This is a genomic window from Jannaschia sp. W003 (genome assembly GCF_025144335.1).
Lineage (GTDB): Bacteria > Pseudomonadota > Alphaproteobacteria > Rhodobacterales > Rhodobacteraceae > Jannaschia.
On record NZ_CP083539.1, the window covers coordinates 310,335 to 324,592 of the forward strand.

General features: G+C 73.1%; 14 protein-coding genes. 5 read left to right on the top strand and 9 right to left on the bottom strand.

The features are described 5' to 3' along the window. Positions 1-12: 12 nt before the first annotated feature. Complete coding sequence (locus K3554_RS01415) at positions 13-672, bottom strand: DsbA family protein (RefSeq protein WP_259942643.1); 660 nt, start codon at positions 670-672, stop codon at positions 13-15. Between the two features lie 125 nt (positions 673-797). Beyond that, a complete protein-coding gene (locus K3554_RS01420; protein ID WP_259942646.1) occupies positions 798-1,316 on the bottom strand; it encodes a DUF721 domain-containing protein in 519 nt (172 codons plus the stop codon). Between the two features lie 53 nt (positions 1,317-1,369). Here K3554_RS01420 and K3554_RS01425 point away from each other — a divergent pair, with 53 nt between their 5' ends. After that, positions 1,370-2,449 (top strand): A/G-specific adenine glycosylase, encoded by a 1,080-nt coding sequence (locus K3554_RS01425; RefSeq protein ID WP_259942649.1) that lies wholly within the window; start codon positions 1,370-1,372, stop codon positions 2,447-2,449. Next, complete coding sequence (locus tag K3554_RS01430; RefSeq protein WP_259942651.1) at positions 2,446-3,588, top strand: alkane 1-monooxygenase; 1,143 nt, start codon at positions 2,446-2,448, stop codon at positions 3,586-3,588. The genes K3554_RS01425 and K3554_RS01430 overlap by 4 nt, the downstream gene beginning before the upstream one ends. Here K3554_RS01430 and K3554_RS01435 read toward each other — a convergent pair. From K3554_RS01435 to K3554_RS01450, 4 genes are all read right to left on the bottom strand, one after another. Further along, complete coding sequence (locus K3554_RS01435; RefSeq protein WP_259942652.1) at positions 3,585-4,193, bottom strand: DedA family protein; 609 nt, start codon at positions 4,191-4,193, stop codon at positions 3,585-3,587. The genes K3554_RS01430 and K3554_RS01435 overlap by 4 nt on opposite strands. Positions 4,194-4,272: 79 nt before the next feature. Continuing rightward, entirely contained in the window at positions 4,273-5,109 is an 837-nt protein-coding gene (gene kdsA / locus K3554_RS01440) for a 3-deoxy-8-phosphooctulonate synthase (protein WP_259942654.1), read from the bottom strand. Between the two features lie 4 nt (positions 5,110-5,113). Further along, on the bottom strand, positions 5,114-5,890 hold the full coding sequence (locus tag K3554_RS01445; protein WP_259942656.1) for a 3-deoxy-manno-octulosonate cytidylyltransferase: 777 nt from the start codon (positions 5,888-5,890) through the stop codon (positions 5,114-5,116). A 9-nt stretch (positions 5,891-5,899) separates the two neighbouring features. Further along, complete coding sequence (locus K3554_RS01450) at positions 5,900-6,853, bottom strand: SIS domain-containing protein (protein WP_259942657.1); 954 nt, start codon at positions 6,851-6,853, stop codon at positions 5,900-5,902. Between the two features lie 47 nt (positions 6,854-6,900). Between K3554_RS01450 and K3554_RS01455 the strand changes: the two genes are divergently transcribed. Then, complete coding sequence (locus K3554_RS01455) at positions 6,901-7,176, top strand: GNAT family N-acetyltransferase (RefSeq protein ID WP_259942658.1); 276 nt, start codon at positions 6,901-6,903, stop codon at positions 7,174-7,176. A 4-nt stretch (positions 7,177-7,180) separates the two neighbouring features. Here the strand turns inward: K3554_RS01455 and K3554_RS01460 are convergent, their stop codons facing one another. Genes K3554_RS01460 through K3554_RS01470 form a run of 3 tightly spaced genes read right to left on the bottom strand, consistent with a single transcriptional unit; the run spans position 7,181 to position 11,726 of the window. Further along, complete coding sequence (locus K3554_RS01460) at positions 7,181-8,425, bottom strand: glycosyltransferase (protein ID WP_259942660.1); 1,245 nt, start codon at positions 8,423-8,425, stop codon at positions 7,181-7,183. Then, on the bottom strand, positions 8,422-9,744 hold the full coding sequence (locus K3554_RS01465; RefSeq protein ID WP_259942662.1) for a UDP-glucose/GDP-mannose dehydrogenase family protein: 1,323 nt from the start codon (positions 9,742-9,744) through the stop codon (positions 8,422-8,424). Before K3554_RS01465 ends, K3554_RS01460 begins: the two co-directional genes overlap by 4 nt. Before the next feature lie 32 nt (positions 9,745-9,776). Further along, positions 9,777-11,726, bottom strand: coding sequence for a nucleoside-diphosphate sugar epimerase/dehydratase (locus tag K3554_RS01470; protein ID WP_259942664.1), 1,950 nt, complete (start codon positions 11,724-11,726; stop codon positions 9,777-9,779). Positions 11,727-11,927: 201 nt separating this feature from the next. Here K3554_RS01470 and K3554_RS01475 point away from each other — a divergent pair, with 201 nt between their 5' ends. Together K3554_RS01475 and K3554_RS01480 are read left to right on the top strand one after the other, a co-directional pair. Beyond that, a complete protein-coding gene (locus tag K3554_RS01475; protein ID WP_259942666.1) occupies positions 11,928-13,037 on the top strand; it encodes a polysaccharide biosynthesis/export family protein in 1,110 nt (369 codons plus the stop codon). A 103-nt stretch (positions 13,038-13,140) separates the two neighbouring features. Next, on the top strand, positions 13,141-14,256 hold the full coding sequence (locus K3554_RS01480) for a DUF2793 domain-containing protein (RefSeq protein ID WP_259942667.1): 1,116 nt from the start codon (positions 13,141-13,143) through the stop codon (positions 14,254-14,256). Positions 14,257-14,258 lie beyond the last annotated feature (2 nt).

Sequence of the window (14,258 nt, forward strand, 5' to 3'; positions counted from 1 at the left end):
CCCCCGTGTGGTTCAGCTCGCCGCGGCGTCGATCAGCTCGCCCAGCGCGTCGAGGCTCATGTTGCCCGAGTGGACCTCGCCGTCGATCACGAACGAGGGCGTCGACTTGATGCCGTCGGCGCCCGCGTTCGCCTCGTACCAGTTCACCAGCCCCTGCGCCTGCTCGGCGTCCTGGAGGCAGGCGTCCAGCTCGGCCTGGCTCAGCCCGGCCTGGAGGCCCAGCTTCTTGAGCGCGTCGGCCACCTCGGCCGGCTCGCCGGCGCGGGCCCAGTTCGACTGCTGCGCGTAGATCAGGTCGGCGATGCCGAAGTACCGCTCGGGCCCGCCGCAGCGGGCGATCATCGCGGCCCAGAGGCCGTAGCGGTCGAAGAACACCTCGCGGTAGGTGAAGTGCACCCGCCCGGTGTCGACGTACTCGCGCCGGAAGTCCTTGAAGGTCTCCTGGTGGAACGCCGCGCAGTGCGGGCAGGTGAACGAGGCGTACTCCACCACCTTCACGGGGGCGTTCGGGTCGCCGAGCGTGATGTCCTCGATCTCCGACGTGCCTTGGGCGTTGGCGGCCGAGATGCCGGGCAGCAGGCCCGGATCGCCGGGCTTGCCGCCGGGCCAGAAGCCGATCGCGAGGCCGCCGGTCACGATCGTTCCGGCGAGAAGCAGGTTGCGTCTGTTCATGGGTGTCTCCTCGGGGCGCGGGGCCCTCTTGCCTGTGGGGTGAATGTCTGTGCGGGTGGCGGGCGGTTCAACCGGTCCCTGCCCGGATCGGGGCGCGTATGCGATGACGGGCCGCCGCCAGTGTCCTACCGGCCACCTTCGCGCGCCAGGAAGCTGGTGCCCAGCCGCTCCAGCGCCGCACGAAGGCCATCGTCGGCCACGCCCTCGGCGCGGGCGCGGGCCTCGGCCACGGCGGCGGCGGGCGGCTCCGCGCGCGCGCGCGGCGCGGGGTCGAAGGCGGCCTGCCCTTCCGCGAAGCCGGTGGGCGCGGTCTGGGTGATCTGGATCGCGGCGATGGCGTTGTAGCCGTAGCAGCTGTTCACCCGCTCGCGCAGCTGCGGCAGGCGCATCTGCAGTACGGGGGCCTGGGCGCCCGTGGTCAGCAGCACCAGCGTGGCGCCGAGGCCCTTGCGCGGATGGGTCACCTTCACAGGGCGGCAGATCGCGGCCACGTCGCGGCCCGCGAACTCGGCCCAGTGGGTCAGGAGCCGCAGCTCCGCGAAGCCCCGGCTCTCGCCGGCGCGGCGGATCGTGCGGTCCACCAGCGTGCCCACGGCGCGGGGGGCGCCGCCGCGGCGCGGTGCTCGGGGGCCTGTCGCTTTCATGGCGGCGATCCTACATCGGGCGTGGAGCCGGGGGAAACGGGATGCACACACGGATGCGTGAGACGGCGGCGCTGCGCGAGTGGTACGACGTACACGCCCGCGCCATGCCGTGGCGCGTGCCGCCCGGCGAGGCCCGCGCGCCCGACGCTTACGCGGTGTGGCTCTCGGAGGTGATGCTCCAGCAGACCACGGTGGCAGCCGTACGGGACTACCATGCGAAGTTCCTCGCCCTCTGGCCGGACGTCCACGCGCTGGCGGAGGCCGAGGACGGCGCGGTGATGGCCGCCTGGGCGGGGCTGGGCTACTACGCCCGCGCCCGCAACCTGCTGACCTGCGCGCGCACCGTCTCGCGCGAGATGGGGGGCCGGTTCCCGGACACCGAAGCGGGCCTCCGCGTCCTGCCCGGCATCGGCGCCTACACGGCGGCGGCCATCGCCTCGATCGCCTTCGGGCGCCGCGCCGTGGTGGTGGACGGCAACGTGGAGCGGGTGGTCGCGCGTCTCCGCGCCATCGAGACGCCGCTGCCCGCCGCCCGCCCCGCGATCCGCGAGGCGGCGGACGCCCTCACCCCCGCCGAGCGGCCGGGCGACCACGCGCAGGCGATGATGGACCTCGGTGCCACGGTTTGCACGCCGCGCGCGCCGTCCTGCCTCCTCTGCCCCGTGGCCGCGTGGTGCGAGGGGCGCGAAAGGGGAATCGCCGCCGCCCTCCCCCGCAAGGCGCCCAAGCGCGAGCGGCCCACGCGCCGGGGCTTCGCCTACGCGGCCCGCAGCGGGGCCGAGTGGCTGTTGGAGCGGCGGCCCGAGCGCGGCCTCCTCGGCGGCACGCTCGCGTTCCCCGTCTCCGACTGGTCCGAGGCGCCCGATCCCGCCCCGCCCTTCGCCGCCGACTGGCGCGCGGCCGGCACGGTGCGGCACGGGTTCACCCACTTCCACCTCGAACTGGACGTGATGGTGACCGAGTGCCGGGGCAACCCCGACCGCGGGGCGTGGGCACCGCTGGACCCGGCGGCCCTCCCGACGCTCTTCGCGAAGGTGCATGCCGCCGCGTCGGATCGTCTCAGCCCCCCGGGGGGCGTTGAGGCGGAGCCCGCCGCCGGCCTATCCTCCGCCGCGACCCGGAGCCGACCATGACCCACGCCGTTCCCGACGAGGCCGTCCGAAGCCCCCTGCGCGCGCTGCCCTTCTGGCTGTCGCTGACGCTGGTGCCCGTGATCTGGACAGCCGCCATGCTGGGCGGCTGGTGGGTGCTGGCCGTGCCGATCTACGCCTGGGGCGCCTTCGCGCTGCTCGATGCGGCGGCCGGGCTGGAGGAGGGCAACCCCGACCCGCTGATGGACCGGAGCGGCCTCGGCTGGTACCGCGCGATCACATTGATCTGGGGGCCGGTGCAGTTCCTGACCCTGTTCGCCCTGATCGCCTACGCCACCCGCGCGCCGCATCTGGGGGCGTGGGAGCTGGGGGGCCTGTTCTTCGGCATGGGCGTGCTGGGCGGCACGATCGGCATCAACTACGCCCACGAGCTGATGCACCAGCGCCCGAAGTTGGACCGATGGCTCGCCGACCTCCTGCTGGCGATGGTGCTCTACGGGCACTTCCGCTCCGAGCACCTGCTGGTCCACCATCGCTACGTGGCCACGCCGCGCGACCCGGCCACGGCGCGCTACAACGAGGGCTTCCACCGCTTCTACCCCCGCGTCCTGCGCGAGAGCCTCGTGTCCGCCTGGAAGGCCGAGGCGGCGATGCTGGCGCGCAAGTCCCTGCCTGCGCACCACCGGTCGAACCCGTTCTGGCGCTACGCCGCGCTGCAGGGCGCCATGCTGCTGCTCGCCCTCCTCGTCGGCGGCTGGGCCGGGGTCGCGCTGTTCCTCGTGCAGGCGGGCGTGGCGATCTGGCAGCTCGAACTGGTGAACTACGTGGAGCACTACGGCCTGACCCGCCGCCACTTGGGCGAAGGCCGTTACGAGCCGGTGCGCCCGCACCATTCGTGGAACTCCGCGGCCAAGGCGTCGAACTGGTTGCTGATCAACCTCCAGCGCCACTCGGATCACCACTACAAGCCCGACCGGCCCTTCCCGCTCCTGCAGACCTACAGCGAGGACGAGGCCCCGCAGCTTCCCGCGGGCTACCCGGTGATGACCGTGATGGCGATGATCCCGCCGCTCTGGCGCCGGCGCATGAACCCGCGCGTGCGGGCGTGGCGGCGGAAGTACTACCCCGACATCGAGGACTGGTCGGCCTACAAGGCGGCGGCGAACCCGCTGCCCCGCTAGGCCTTCCGCGCGCGCCCCTTGCCCCGCAGGAGCCGCGACACGTAGCCGAGGACGGCCGCGCCGATCACCACCCAGGTGACGGGGTCGAGCCAGCCGGCCACGCGGTCGTAGTTGGCCTCCAGCAGGTAGCCCAGCGCGGTCAGCCCGCCGATCCACACGAGGCTACCCGCCGTGGACCACGCGAGGAACGGGACCAGCGGCATCTTCGCTATGCCGGCGGGCACCGAGATCAGGGTGCGGAAGCCGGGCAGCATGCGCCCGAAGAACACCGCCATCTCGCCGTGGCGGTGGAACCAGGCGTTGGCGCGGTCGATGTCCTCGGGGCCGACCGTGAGCCAGCGGCCGTGGCGCTTGGCCAGCTTGCGCAGGCGCTTCAGCCCGAGGCGCAGGCCCAGCCAGTACCACAGCGAGCCGCCCAGCACCGAGCCGAAGGTGCCCGCCAGCACCGCCAGCACGGGCGACATCTCGCCCTTGGCGGCCTGGAAGCCGGCGAGCGGCATGATCAGCTCCGACGGGATGGGCGGAAAGACGTTCTCAATAGCCATGAGCGCGGCGAGGCCGAAGTAGCCGCCGGCGGCGATGATCGAGACGATCCAGTCGAACATGAGGGATTCCTTCCGCGCGCCCAACGCGGCAGGGCGGGCGCGCGTTGCATCGCGAGCGGGGCAGTCGGTCCCTCGGCGGTCAGTTGCCCTTGCGCAGGTCGTCGAAGCGGCGGAGCTCGGTCACCAGCGCCTCCATGCGGTCCACCGGGATCATGTTGGGGCCGTCCGACGGGGCGTTGTCGGGGTCCTCGTGGGTCTCGATGAAGAGCGCCGAGACGCCCACCGCGCAGGCGGCGCGGGCCAGCACGGGAGCGAACTCGCGCTGCCCCCCGCTCGTCGTTCCCTGCCCGCCGGGCTGCTGCACCGAATGGGTCGCGTCGAACACCACCGGGTAGCCGGTGCGCTCCATCGTGGGCAGGCCGCGGAAGTCGGACACGAGGGTGTTGTAGCCGAACGACGTGCCCCGGTCGCAGAGCAGGATGCGCTCGTTGCCGGTCGAGGCGATCTTGGCGGCGACGTTGCCCATGTCCCAGGGCGCCAGGAACTGGCCCTTCTTGACGTTGATCGCCGCACCGGTGCGGCCGGCCGCCAGAAGCAGATCGGTCTGGCGGCACAGGAAGGCGGGGATCTGGAGCACGTCGCAGACCTCGGCGGCGGGCGCGCAGTGCGAGGCCTCGTGGACGTCCGTCAGCACGGGACAGCCGAAGGCGTCCCGCACGTCGCCGAGGATGCGCAGGCCCTCCTCCATGCCGAGGCCGCGCGAGGTGCCCAGGGAGGAGCGGTTCGCCTTGTCGTAGCTGGCCTTGAAGATCCAGCGCGTCTCGGTGGGGGCGCAGGCCGCGGCGATGGCTTCGGCCATCATCATCGCGTGGTCGCGGCTCTCGAGCTGGCACGGCCCGGAGATCAGCGCGAAGGGGTGCGAGCCCCCGACGGGGATGCCGGCGACGTCGACCGGTTTCGATGCGATGGGGTCCATGGGATCAGCCTTTCAGCACGGCTTCGATGCGGGGAACGTCGGCAGGGTTGTTCAGCTCCCAGAACACCCGGCCCCGGGCCGAGACCTCGACGCAGCGCACGTGGGCGCCGTTCTCGAGGAAGCGCAGCTGCTCCAGCCCCTCCAGCCGCTCCAGCGGGCCCTCGGGCCATCGCACGTAGGCGGCAAGGGCAGCAGGGCGGTAGGCGTAGCAGCCGACGTGGTGGAACACGGGGACGGGATCGACGGCCTTGCCCGGATCGACGTAGGGAATCACTTCCTTTGAGAAGTAGAGGGCGCGGCCGCCCCGGTCGAACACGGCCGTGGTGCCGCCCACCCGACCTTGCGCGCGGTCCTCGCGGAACATCGCCCAGGTCGCCTCGTCGCAGCGCAAGACGGGGGTGGCCATGTCGGCCTCGCCGTCCGCCAGCCCCTCCACGAGGGCCGAGACGAACCACGGCGGGGTCAGCGGCGCGTCGCCCTGCAGGTTCACGACGACCTCGGCTTCGATGCGGTCCAGCGCCTCGGCGCAGCGCTCGGTGCCGTTGCGGGCCGTCTCGGACGTCATCAACACCGAGGCGCCGAACGCCTCGCAGTGCGCCGCGATGCGCGCGTCGTCGGTGGCGACGTGGACGGCGTCGATGCCCGGCACCTCCACCGCCGCCTCGTGGGTCATGCGGATCAGCGACTTCACCGAGCCGTCCGCCTGCCGCAGCTCGGCCAGCGGTTTGCCCGGGTAGCGGGTGGAGGCGTAGCGGGCCGGGATCACGATGGCGGTCTTCATGCGGATTCCTCAGGCGACGCCGGCGCGGAGCAGGTCGTGCACGTGGAGCACACCCGCCGGGCGCCCGTCCTCGACCACGATCAGCGCCGAGACCTTGCGCTCGTTCATGACCGCCAGCGCCTTGGCGGCCAGCATGTCGGGGGGCACGGTGACGGGATCGCGCGTGGCGACCTCGCCGGCGGTGCGGTCGAGCAACCCGGCCATGTTGCGGCGCAGGTCGCCGTCGGTGACGACGCCCGCGAGGCGGCCGCCTTGCGTCACCGCGGCGATGCCGAAGCCGCCCGCGGTCATGGCGATCAGCGCCTCGGACATGGGCGTGTCGGTGCAGACCTCGGGCACGGCGGCGTGCATCAGCGCGCGCACGCGGGCCATCTGCGCGCCGAGCTTGCCGCCGGGGTGGAACACCGAGAAGTCCTCGGCCCGGAAGTTGCGCCGCCGCAGCAGCGCCACCGCGATCGCGTCGCCCAGGGCTAGCGTCAGCGTGGTCGAGGTGGTGGGCACCATGCCGATGCCGCAGGCCTCGGGCCAGCGCGGCAGCACGAGCGCGTGGTCGGCGGTGGTGGCGAGCGTCGAGGCGGGGTTCGAGCTGATCGCCACGGTGGGCACGTTGAAACGCCGGGTGTGGGCCAGGATGTCGCGCAGCTCCGCGGTCTCGCCGGAATTCGAGATCAGGATCACCGCGTCGTGGCGGGTGATCATGCCGAGATCGCCGTGGGAGGCCTCGGCGGGATGGACGAAGAGCGCGGGCGTTCCGGTGGAGGCGAGCGTGGCGGCGATCTTGCGGGCGATGTGGCCCGACTTGCCGATGCCCGACACGATGGTGCGTCCATCCAGGGTCTGCAGGAGGTCGATCACCGCGGCGAAGCCCTCGGGCAGCGCGTCGGCCATGGCGAGCAGCGCCCCGGCCTCGGTGCGGAGCACCTCGCGGGCGGTCTCGGAGGGGTCCGGCATGGCGTTGAGCATGGGAGGGGGATAGGCGCGGGGGACCGCGGACGCAACGGGAGCCGGCGATGCAGATCGAGCGCGAGGAAGGCGAGACCAAGGGGCGATACGTGCTGCGGATCGACGGCGCGGCGGCGGAGCTGACCTACTCCCGCCTCGGCGCATCGCAGATCATCGTCGACCACACCGAGGTGCCGGACGCCCTGCGCGGACGCGGGGCCGGCGCCGCGCTGGTGCTGCGCGCGGTCGAGGACGCGCGCGCCGAAGGACGCCGGATCGTGCCGCTATGTCCGTTCGCCCGCGCGCAGTTCGCGCGGCACCCCGAGTGGCGGGACGTGCTCTGAGGCCTCACACCCGGACGTGCCGGTCCTCGGGCAGGAGCGCGTTGATCTCGGCCAGGTGCTGCGGCAGGCAGACCGTCTCGAAGTCGTAGTGCTCGACCACGTGGCGGCGGGCGGCGGGTCCGAGATGGGCGAAGCGCCCCGGGTTCTCCAGCACCTCCACCACCTGCCGGGCCACGAGGTCGGGGCGGAAGAAATCCACCAGGAGGCCGGTCTCGCCGTGGCGCACGGCCTCGCGCACGGGCGCCACGTCGGCGGCGACGACCGTGGCCTCCATGGCCATGGATTCCAGCAGCGACCACGACAGTACGAAGGGCATGGTCAGGTAGATGTGGCAGCGCGAGATCTGGATGACGCGCTGGTAGTCCCCGTAGGGCAGCCGCCCGAGGAAGTGGACGCGGCTCCAGTCGACGCGGCTGCCCACCTCGGCCTCCATCTCGGCGCGGAAGCCCCCCTCGGCGGAGGAGGCGCGCCCGTAGCTCGCCTCGTTGCCGCCGACGATCAGCACCCGGGCCTCGGGGCGGGCCGCGAGGATGTCGGGCAGCGCGCGCATGAACACGTGGAAGCCGCGGGTGCGCTCCATGTTGCGGGCCATGTAGGTGAAGATCTCGTCGCGGCGCGTGACGCGGCCCGCGCGGCCCAGCTCCAGCGCCACATCGGGGTCGGGGCGCAGGCGGTCGGTGCGGATGCCGTCGTGGGCGACGTAGAGCCTGGGGTGGAACATCTCGGGGAAGGTGTCGCGCTGCCACAGCGTCGGGCAGGTGCCACGGTCCACGGCGTGGATGTTGGCGTTGGGCACCGCGTTGCGGGCCTGCAGGAGATAGGGCGCGGTGGCATCCGAGGGATCCTCGGGGTCGAAGTTCACGGGGCCGCCGTGGTTCAGGTAGTAGTACTCGAAGAAGCCCAGGATCGGCACGTCCGGCCAGACGTGCTTGAGGAACAGCAGCTCCCCCCAGCCGGTGTGGCCGAGGATCACGTCGGGACGCCAGCCGAGATCCCGCAGGGCCTGGCAGGTCAGCGCGGCGCCGTAGCCCGCGCCGGCGGCCTCGGCCCAGACCCGGGCGAGGCCGTAGGCGTCCTCGGCGGGCCGGTGGTGGGGCCGGTAGAGCACCTTGCGCACGCCCTGGGGCGCCTCCGCCTCGCGGCGCTGGGTGAGGAAGACGATGTCGTGCTCGCCGGTCCGCCGCAGGGCGTCCATCATCTCCCGGTACTGGCCAGGCATGTTCTGGTGGACGAGCAGGATGCGGGTCATGCCTCCCCGATTCCCTTTCGTCCGACGAATGCGGCGCGTTCGAAGCCTGCGGCTTCGGCGTCGCGGGGGCTGTAGACGTTTCGCAGGTCGGCGAGGCGGGGGGTTCGCATGGCGCGGGCGATGCGGGCGAGGTCGAGGGCGCGGAACTCGTTCCACTCGGTGAGGATCACCACGAGGTCGGCCTCCGCGGCGGCCTCGTAGGGGTCCTCGTGCCAGGTGGCGCCGGGCAGCAGCGCCTCGCCCTCGCGGCGGCCCTGGGGGTCGACCACGCGCACGCTGGCGCCCCCCCCCACCAGCGCGGGCACCACCGTGAGCGAGGGCGCGTCGCGCATGTCGTCGGTGTTGGGCTTGAACGTCACCCCCAGCACCGCCACCGCGCGGCCGTTGAACGAGCCGTCGAGCAGGTCGCGCAGCTTCTCGACCATGCGGTGCTTGGTGGCCTCGTTCACGGCCATCACGGTCTCGGTGATGCGCATCGGCACGCCGTGCTCCTGGCCGATCCGCGCCAGGGCCGAGGTGTCCTTGGGAAAGCACGAGCCGCCGTAGCCGGGGCCGGCGTGGAGGAACTTGTTGCCGATGCGCCCGTCGAGCCCGATGCCGCGGCTGACCTGCTTGATGTCGGCGCCGGCGCGCTCGCACAGGGCCGCGATCTCGTTCACGAAGGTGATCTTGGCGGCCAGGAAGGCGTTCGCGGCGTACTTGATCATCTCGGCCGACTCGAGGTCGGTGACCATGACCGGAAAGTCGCGCAGGTAGAGGGGCCGGTAGATCGCCTGCATCACCCCGGCGGCGCGCTCGGACTCCACGCCCACCACCACGCGGTCGGGGCGCATGAAGTCGTCGATCGCCGCGCCCTCGCGCAGGAACTCGGGGTTCGAGGCCACGTCGAAGGCCGCCCCCGGCGCCGCCTCGCGCATCCACGCCGCCACCCGGCGGTTGGTGCCCACGGGCACGGTCGACTTCGTGACCACCACCGCGTAGCCCGTGAGCGCCCCGGCCACGGCGCGCGCGGCCGCCTCCACGAAGCGCAGGTCGGCGTGGCCGTCGCCCCGGCGCGTGGGCGTGCCCACGGCGATGAACACCGCCTCGGCCCCCGCCACGGCCGCGGCGAGGTCGGTGGTGAAGCTCAGCCGCCCCGCCTCGACGTTGCGCGCCATGAGCGCCTCGAGACCCGGCTCGAAGATCGGAACCGCGCCGCCCCGCAGACGCGCGATCTTCTCCTCGGAGGTGTCCACGCACACCACCTCGTGCCCGAAGTCCGAGAAACACACCCCCGACACCAGACCCACATACCCCGTCCCGATCATCGCTATCCGCATCGCACATACCCCAGAGCGCTGAATGCGCAGAGCTAGCGCGCGGGCCGACCGGATTCGAGGCCCCCCCGGGGCGTGCCTGCAGCGATCCGGTGGCCCGCGGGGCGCGCCGGCTCCTCGGGAGCGGGGACGGCCGCCGCGGCGAAGCCCTCGATCCGGTCCGCCAGGAGCGCGCGCACGGCCTCCGCGTCGCCCCCCTCCAGCGCCCGGTCGATCTCGCGCAGGCAGGCGGCGAGCTCCAATTCGGGCAGGCGCGTCTCGCGGGCGCAGCGGATCTTGGGGTGGGCGGTGTCGGCGAGGTTGCCGTCGTAGCTCAGCTCCTCGAACAGCTTCTCGCCGGGGCGCAGGCCGGTGTAGACGATCTCGATGTCGCCGTCGGGATTGCCGCGGTCGCGCACCGCGTAGCCGGCGGCCTCGATGGCCTGCCGCGCGAGCTGGGCGATGGTGACCGGCTTGCCCATGTCGAGCACGAACACCTCGCCGCCCTGCGCCATGGCGCCGGCGGTGAGCACGAGGCGGGCGGCCTCGGGAATGGTCATGAAGTAGCGGCACACCTGCGGGTGGGTCACGGTGACGGGACCGCCGCGGCGGATCTGGTCCTGGAACAGCGGCACCACGGAGCCCGACGAGCCGAGCACGTTGCCGAAGCGCACCATCGCGAAGACGGTGCCCTCGGCGCGCGCGGCCAGGTCCTGTACGACCATCTCCGCGAGGCGCTTCGAGGCGCCCATCACGCCGCGGGGGCGCACGGCCTTGTCGGTGGACACGAGGATGAAGCGCTCCACGCCCTCGGCGACCGCGGCGCGGGCCATGGTGCGGGTGCCGAACACGTTGTTGCGGATGCCGGCCTCGACGTTGGCCTCGACCAGGGGCACGTGCTTGTAGGCGGCCGCGTGGAGGACCAGTTCCACGCCCTGCTCGCGCAGGATGCGGCGCATCAGGGCCTCGTCGGCAACGGAGCCGAGCAGCGGCACCAGCTCCACCCCGACGCGGTCGGCCAGCGTCGCGAGCTCGGAGTGGATCGTGTAGAGCGAGAATTCCGACACGTCGAGCATCACCAGCCGCCGGGGCCGCGCGGCGAGGAGCTGCCGGCACAGCTCCGAGCCGATCGAGCCGCCCGCACCGGTGACCATCGCGGTGCGCCCCTCGTAGGTGTCCGCCACGTTCATCAGTGCGGGATCCAGCTCGTCTCGCGGAAGGAACCGCATGGGATCGAGCGGCTCGAGCCGCTGGTCGAGCGGCTCGCCGCCGATCAGCTGCGAGAAGGACGGCACGGACTGCACCTCGGTGCCCATGGCCACGAGGCGGCGGGCGATCTGCGCCTGCTTCGGCGGCGAGACCGACGGCATGGCGAGGCAGACGCGGCCGATCTCGTAGCGCCGCACCAGCTCGGCGAGGTGCGAGGGGGCGTAGACGGGCAGGCCCGCCACGGCGTGGCGCTGCAGCGAGGTGTTGTCGTCCACGAAGGCCACCACGTCGATGGTGCCGTTCGACTGCAGCGCGTGGGCGAGCTGGCGCCCGGTGGTGCCCGCCCCGTAGATCAGCACGTGGAGCCGGCGCTTGTCGCGCAGGTAGAGCGAGGTGACGAGCCGCAGCAGCAGCGCCCGGTTCAGCGACACGAGCGAGAAGCTCACCATCGCCACGAGGGCGTGGAACAGCGGCGAGGCGTCGAGCCCCGCGGCCGGCCCCACCACCATGGAGGTGACGCCGACGCCTGCGGCATGGGCCACGAGCCAGCCCTGCGCGCGGGCGTTGAACTCGGTGAGCGTCACGTGGGGCAGCCGGAACGTGCGGTGGATCGCCACGGAGATCAGCGTGGTGAGCCCGATCCAGAGCGGCAGCGAGACGTCGGCGCGCAGCCCCGGGGACAGGATCTGGACGGCCGCCAGCATCGCCAGGGGCGTCGCCAGGATGTCGAGGACCAGCAGGACGTTGGCCTTCTGGCTGCGGTCCATGCCGCGCAGCGCGCGCATCACCCATTCCATGGCACATCCTCCCCGGCCCGGCAGTGGACCGTCGCCGCCCCGTCCGGGGCCCCTCCGGCCGCCGCGGGATCGCAGCGATATCGTCCATGGGGCCGTTCTGCACCACCCCGTCCCGCTCATCGTGCTGAAGGAACGGGCATTCTTGCAACGCACCCGAGCTTGCACGACAAGGCAGGGAAAACCGACCCCGAGGCTCCCTTCATGCACACCGGACCGCGCACCGTCCTGCTCGCCGCGCTGGCACTCCTGCTGGCGGCCTGCTCGCTTCCGCGCGGCGCGGGCATCGAGCGCGAGGTGGTGGGCTCCGAGCGCGAGGCGGAACGCGGCTTCGCGGTCTATCCGGTGACGCGCGCGCTGCTGCCCTCGATCGCCGAATGGCCCGTCACGGGCGAGCCGCGCCGCAGCTGGATCTCGGCCAGCGCGGGCTCCTCGGAGCGGGTGATCCGCCCCGGCGACACGGTGGAGATCGTGATCTGGGACAGCGCCGACAACTCGCTGCTGCTCTCGCCCGGCCAGCGGCAGATGGCGATGCCCGCGATGCGCGTCTCGCCCGCGGGCTCGGTGTTCCTGCCCTACGTGGGCAACATCCGCATCGCCGACGCCTCGCCCGAGAGCGCCCGCCTGCGCATCCAGAACGCCCTCGCCGGGGTCGCCCCGACGGCGCAGGCGCAGCTCGCTCTGGTCGAGGGGCGCGCCAACTCCGTGGACCTCGTGGGCGGCGTCTCCTCGCCCGGCGCCTACCCCATGCCCGACAACCGCTACACCGTGCTCGGGCTGATCGCGGCGGGCGGCGGCGCGGAGACCCGCCTCGAGAACCCGCAGGTCACGCTCCAGCGCGGGGGCCGGCGCTACGGCACCTCGCTGGAGCGTCTCTACGAGAACCCCGAACTCGACACCCGCCTGCTGGGGGGCGACAAGGTGATCGTCGAGGAGGACGAGCGCTACTTCCTCTCGGTCGGCGCCTCGGCCGAGGAGAACCTCCACCCCTTCACCCGCGAGACGCTCTCGGCGCTGGACGCGGTGGCGATCGTGGGCGGCGTGGACGCCAACCGCGCCGATCCCGAGGGCGTGCTGATCCTGCGCGAGTACCCCGAGGCGGCGCTCGCATCGGGGCAGCGGGGACCGCGCCAGCAGCGGGTGGTGTTCACGCTCGACCTGACGGAAGCGGACGGCCTGTTCTCGGCGCGCCACTTCCCGATCCGCTCGGGCGACCTGATCTACGTCAGCGAGAGCCCGGTGAACAGCGTCGAGACGGTGTTCGGCCTCGTGGGCCGGGTGTTCGGTCTGGCGCGTCAGGCCAACCTCAACTGAGCGATCCGCGCGGCGTGCGGATGGATCGCGGGCCGCGCGCAACGCTTCGTTAACCGCTCGCGCGAACCCTCCGGGACTTTCCCATTCCCGGAGACGCTCCCCCATGACCCAAGTCTCGGCGAACCTCGCGCTGCCCTTCATCCAGCCCGCGCAGGCCCAGAAGCACGTCACCCACAACGAGGCGATCCGCCTGCTCGACGCGCTCGTGCAGGGGTCGGTGCCCGAGGGGCCGCGCGACGCGCCCCCCTCGGGCGCCGCCGAGGGCGCGCTGTGGGTGGTCGGGGATGCCCCCACCGGCGGCTGGGAGGGCCACGCGGGCGAGATCGCCTGGCGCACCGACGGGGCCTGGAGCTTCCTCCAGCCGCGCGAGGGCTGGGCGCTGCGGCGGCGGGACACCGGCGGCACGCTCGTGCGCGATGCGGACGGCTGGCGCCCGGAGGGCACGGGCGAGGTGCCCGAGACGGTGCCGCGCCTCGGCGTCGCCGCCGCGCCCGATGACGCGAACCGCCTCGCCGTGTCCTCGGACGCGGTGCTGCTCACCCATGCCGGGGCGGGACACCGGGTCGTGGTGAACAAGGCCGGCGCCGCCGACACCGCCTCGCTGCTGTTCCAGACGGGCTACGCGGGCCGCGCCGAGATGGGCACCGCCGGCTCGGACGACTTCGCGGTGAAGGTCAGCGCCGACGGCAGCGCCTGGGCCACGGGGCTGGCGGTGGACGCGGCCACCGGCGTGGTGCGCTTTCCCTCGGGCGCGCGCATCGCGGCGCCCCGCGAGGTCGGCGGCCGCGTCGCCTGCGAGACCGGCCGCTGGGTCGGCTGGGGCGGCACGGCCTTCGACGCCGCGGCGGGCACCGGCACCACGCCGGCGCTGGACTGGCGGCAATCCGGGCCGCTGGTGCGCGCCGGGACCGAGCTGGGGCACCTGCGCATGGCGCTGCGCTCGGAGCACGCCGAGGTCGCGGGGCTGGACCTGGCAGTGTTCCTGCAGTGGGGCCCGTGGGGCGCGGGCTGGGCTTCGGACGGCGACACGTCTCGAGCGCAGCTCTGGTCGGGCGCGGCGGACCTCTCGGGCGGGCAGGTCCGGCTCGACGCCGACCTCGGCGGGCAGGCGGTCGGGGCCGACGGCTACCTCCTGGTCTTCGCCCGGCCGCAGGGCACGACCACCGCGGAGCGCTGGGTCTCGCTCGCGGCCGTGCTGGAGGCAGTGGCCCCCGCCTGACC

What these genes read in the sequence shown, in the direction of transcription:
- K3554_RS01415 (WP_259942643.1), bottom strand. Translation starts at nt 672, where the DNA reads ATGAACAGACGCAACCTGCTTCTCGCCGGAACGATCGTGACCGGCGGC.
- K3554_RS01420 (WP_259942646.1), bottom strand. Translation starts at nt 1,316, where the DNA reads ATGAAAGCGACAGGCCCCCGAGCACCGCGCCGCGGCGGCGCCCCCCGC.
- K3554_RS01425 (WP_259942649.1), top strand. Translation starts at nt 1,370, where the DNA reads ATGCGTGAGACGGCGGCGCTGCGCGAGTGGTACGACGTACACGCCCGC.
- K3554_RS01430 (WP_259942651.1), top strand. Translation starts at nt 2,446, where the DNA reads ATGACCCACGCCGTTCCCGACGAGGCCGTCCGAAGCCCCCTGCGCGCG.
- K3554_RS01435 (WP_259942652.1), bottom strand. Translation starts at nt 4,193, where the DNA reads ATGTTCGACTGGATCGTCTCGATCATCGCCGCCGGCGGCTACTTCGGC.
- kdsA (WP_259942654.1), bottom strand. Translation starts at nt 5,109, where the DNA reads ATGGACCCCATCGCATCGAAACCGGTCGACGTCGCCGGCATCCCCGTC.
- K3554_RS01445 (WP_259942656.1), bottom strand. Translation starts at nt 5,890, where the DNA reads ATGAAGACCGCCATCGTGATCCCGGCCCGCTACGCCTCCACCCGCTAC.
- K3554_RS01450 (WP_259942657.1), bottom strand. Translation starts at nt 6,853, where the DNA reads ATGCTCAACGCCATGCCGGACCCCTCCGAGACCGCCCGCGAGGTGCTC.
- K3554_RS01455 (WP_259942658.1), top strand. Translation starts at nt 6,901, where the DNA reads ATGCAGATCGAGCGCGAGGAAGGCGAGACCAAGGGGCGATACGTGCTG.
- K3554_RS01460 (WP_259942660.1), bottom strand. Translation starts at nt 8,425, where the DNA reads ATGACCCGCATCCTGCTCGTCCACCAGAACATGCCTGGCCAGTACCGG.
- K3554_RS01465 (WP_259942662.1), bottom strand. Translation starts at nt 9,744, where the DNA reads ATGCGGATAGCGATGATCGGGACGGGGTATGTGGGTCTGGTGTCGGGG.
- K3554_RS01470 (WP_259942664.1), bottom strand. Translation starts at nt 11,726, where the DNA reads ATGGAATGGGTGATGCGCGCGCTGCGCGGCATGGACCGCAGCCAGAAG.
- K3554_RS01475 (WP_259942666.1), top strand. Translation starts at nt 11,928, where the DNA reads ATGCACACCGGACCGCGCACCGTCCTGCTCGCCGCGCTGGCACTCCTG.
- K3554_RS01480 (WP_259942667.1), top strand. Translation starts at nt 13,141, where the DNA reads ATGACCCAAGTCTCGGCGAACCTCGCGCTGCCCTTCATCCAGCCCGCG.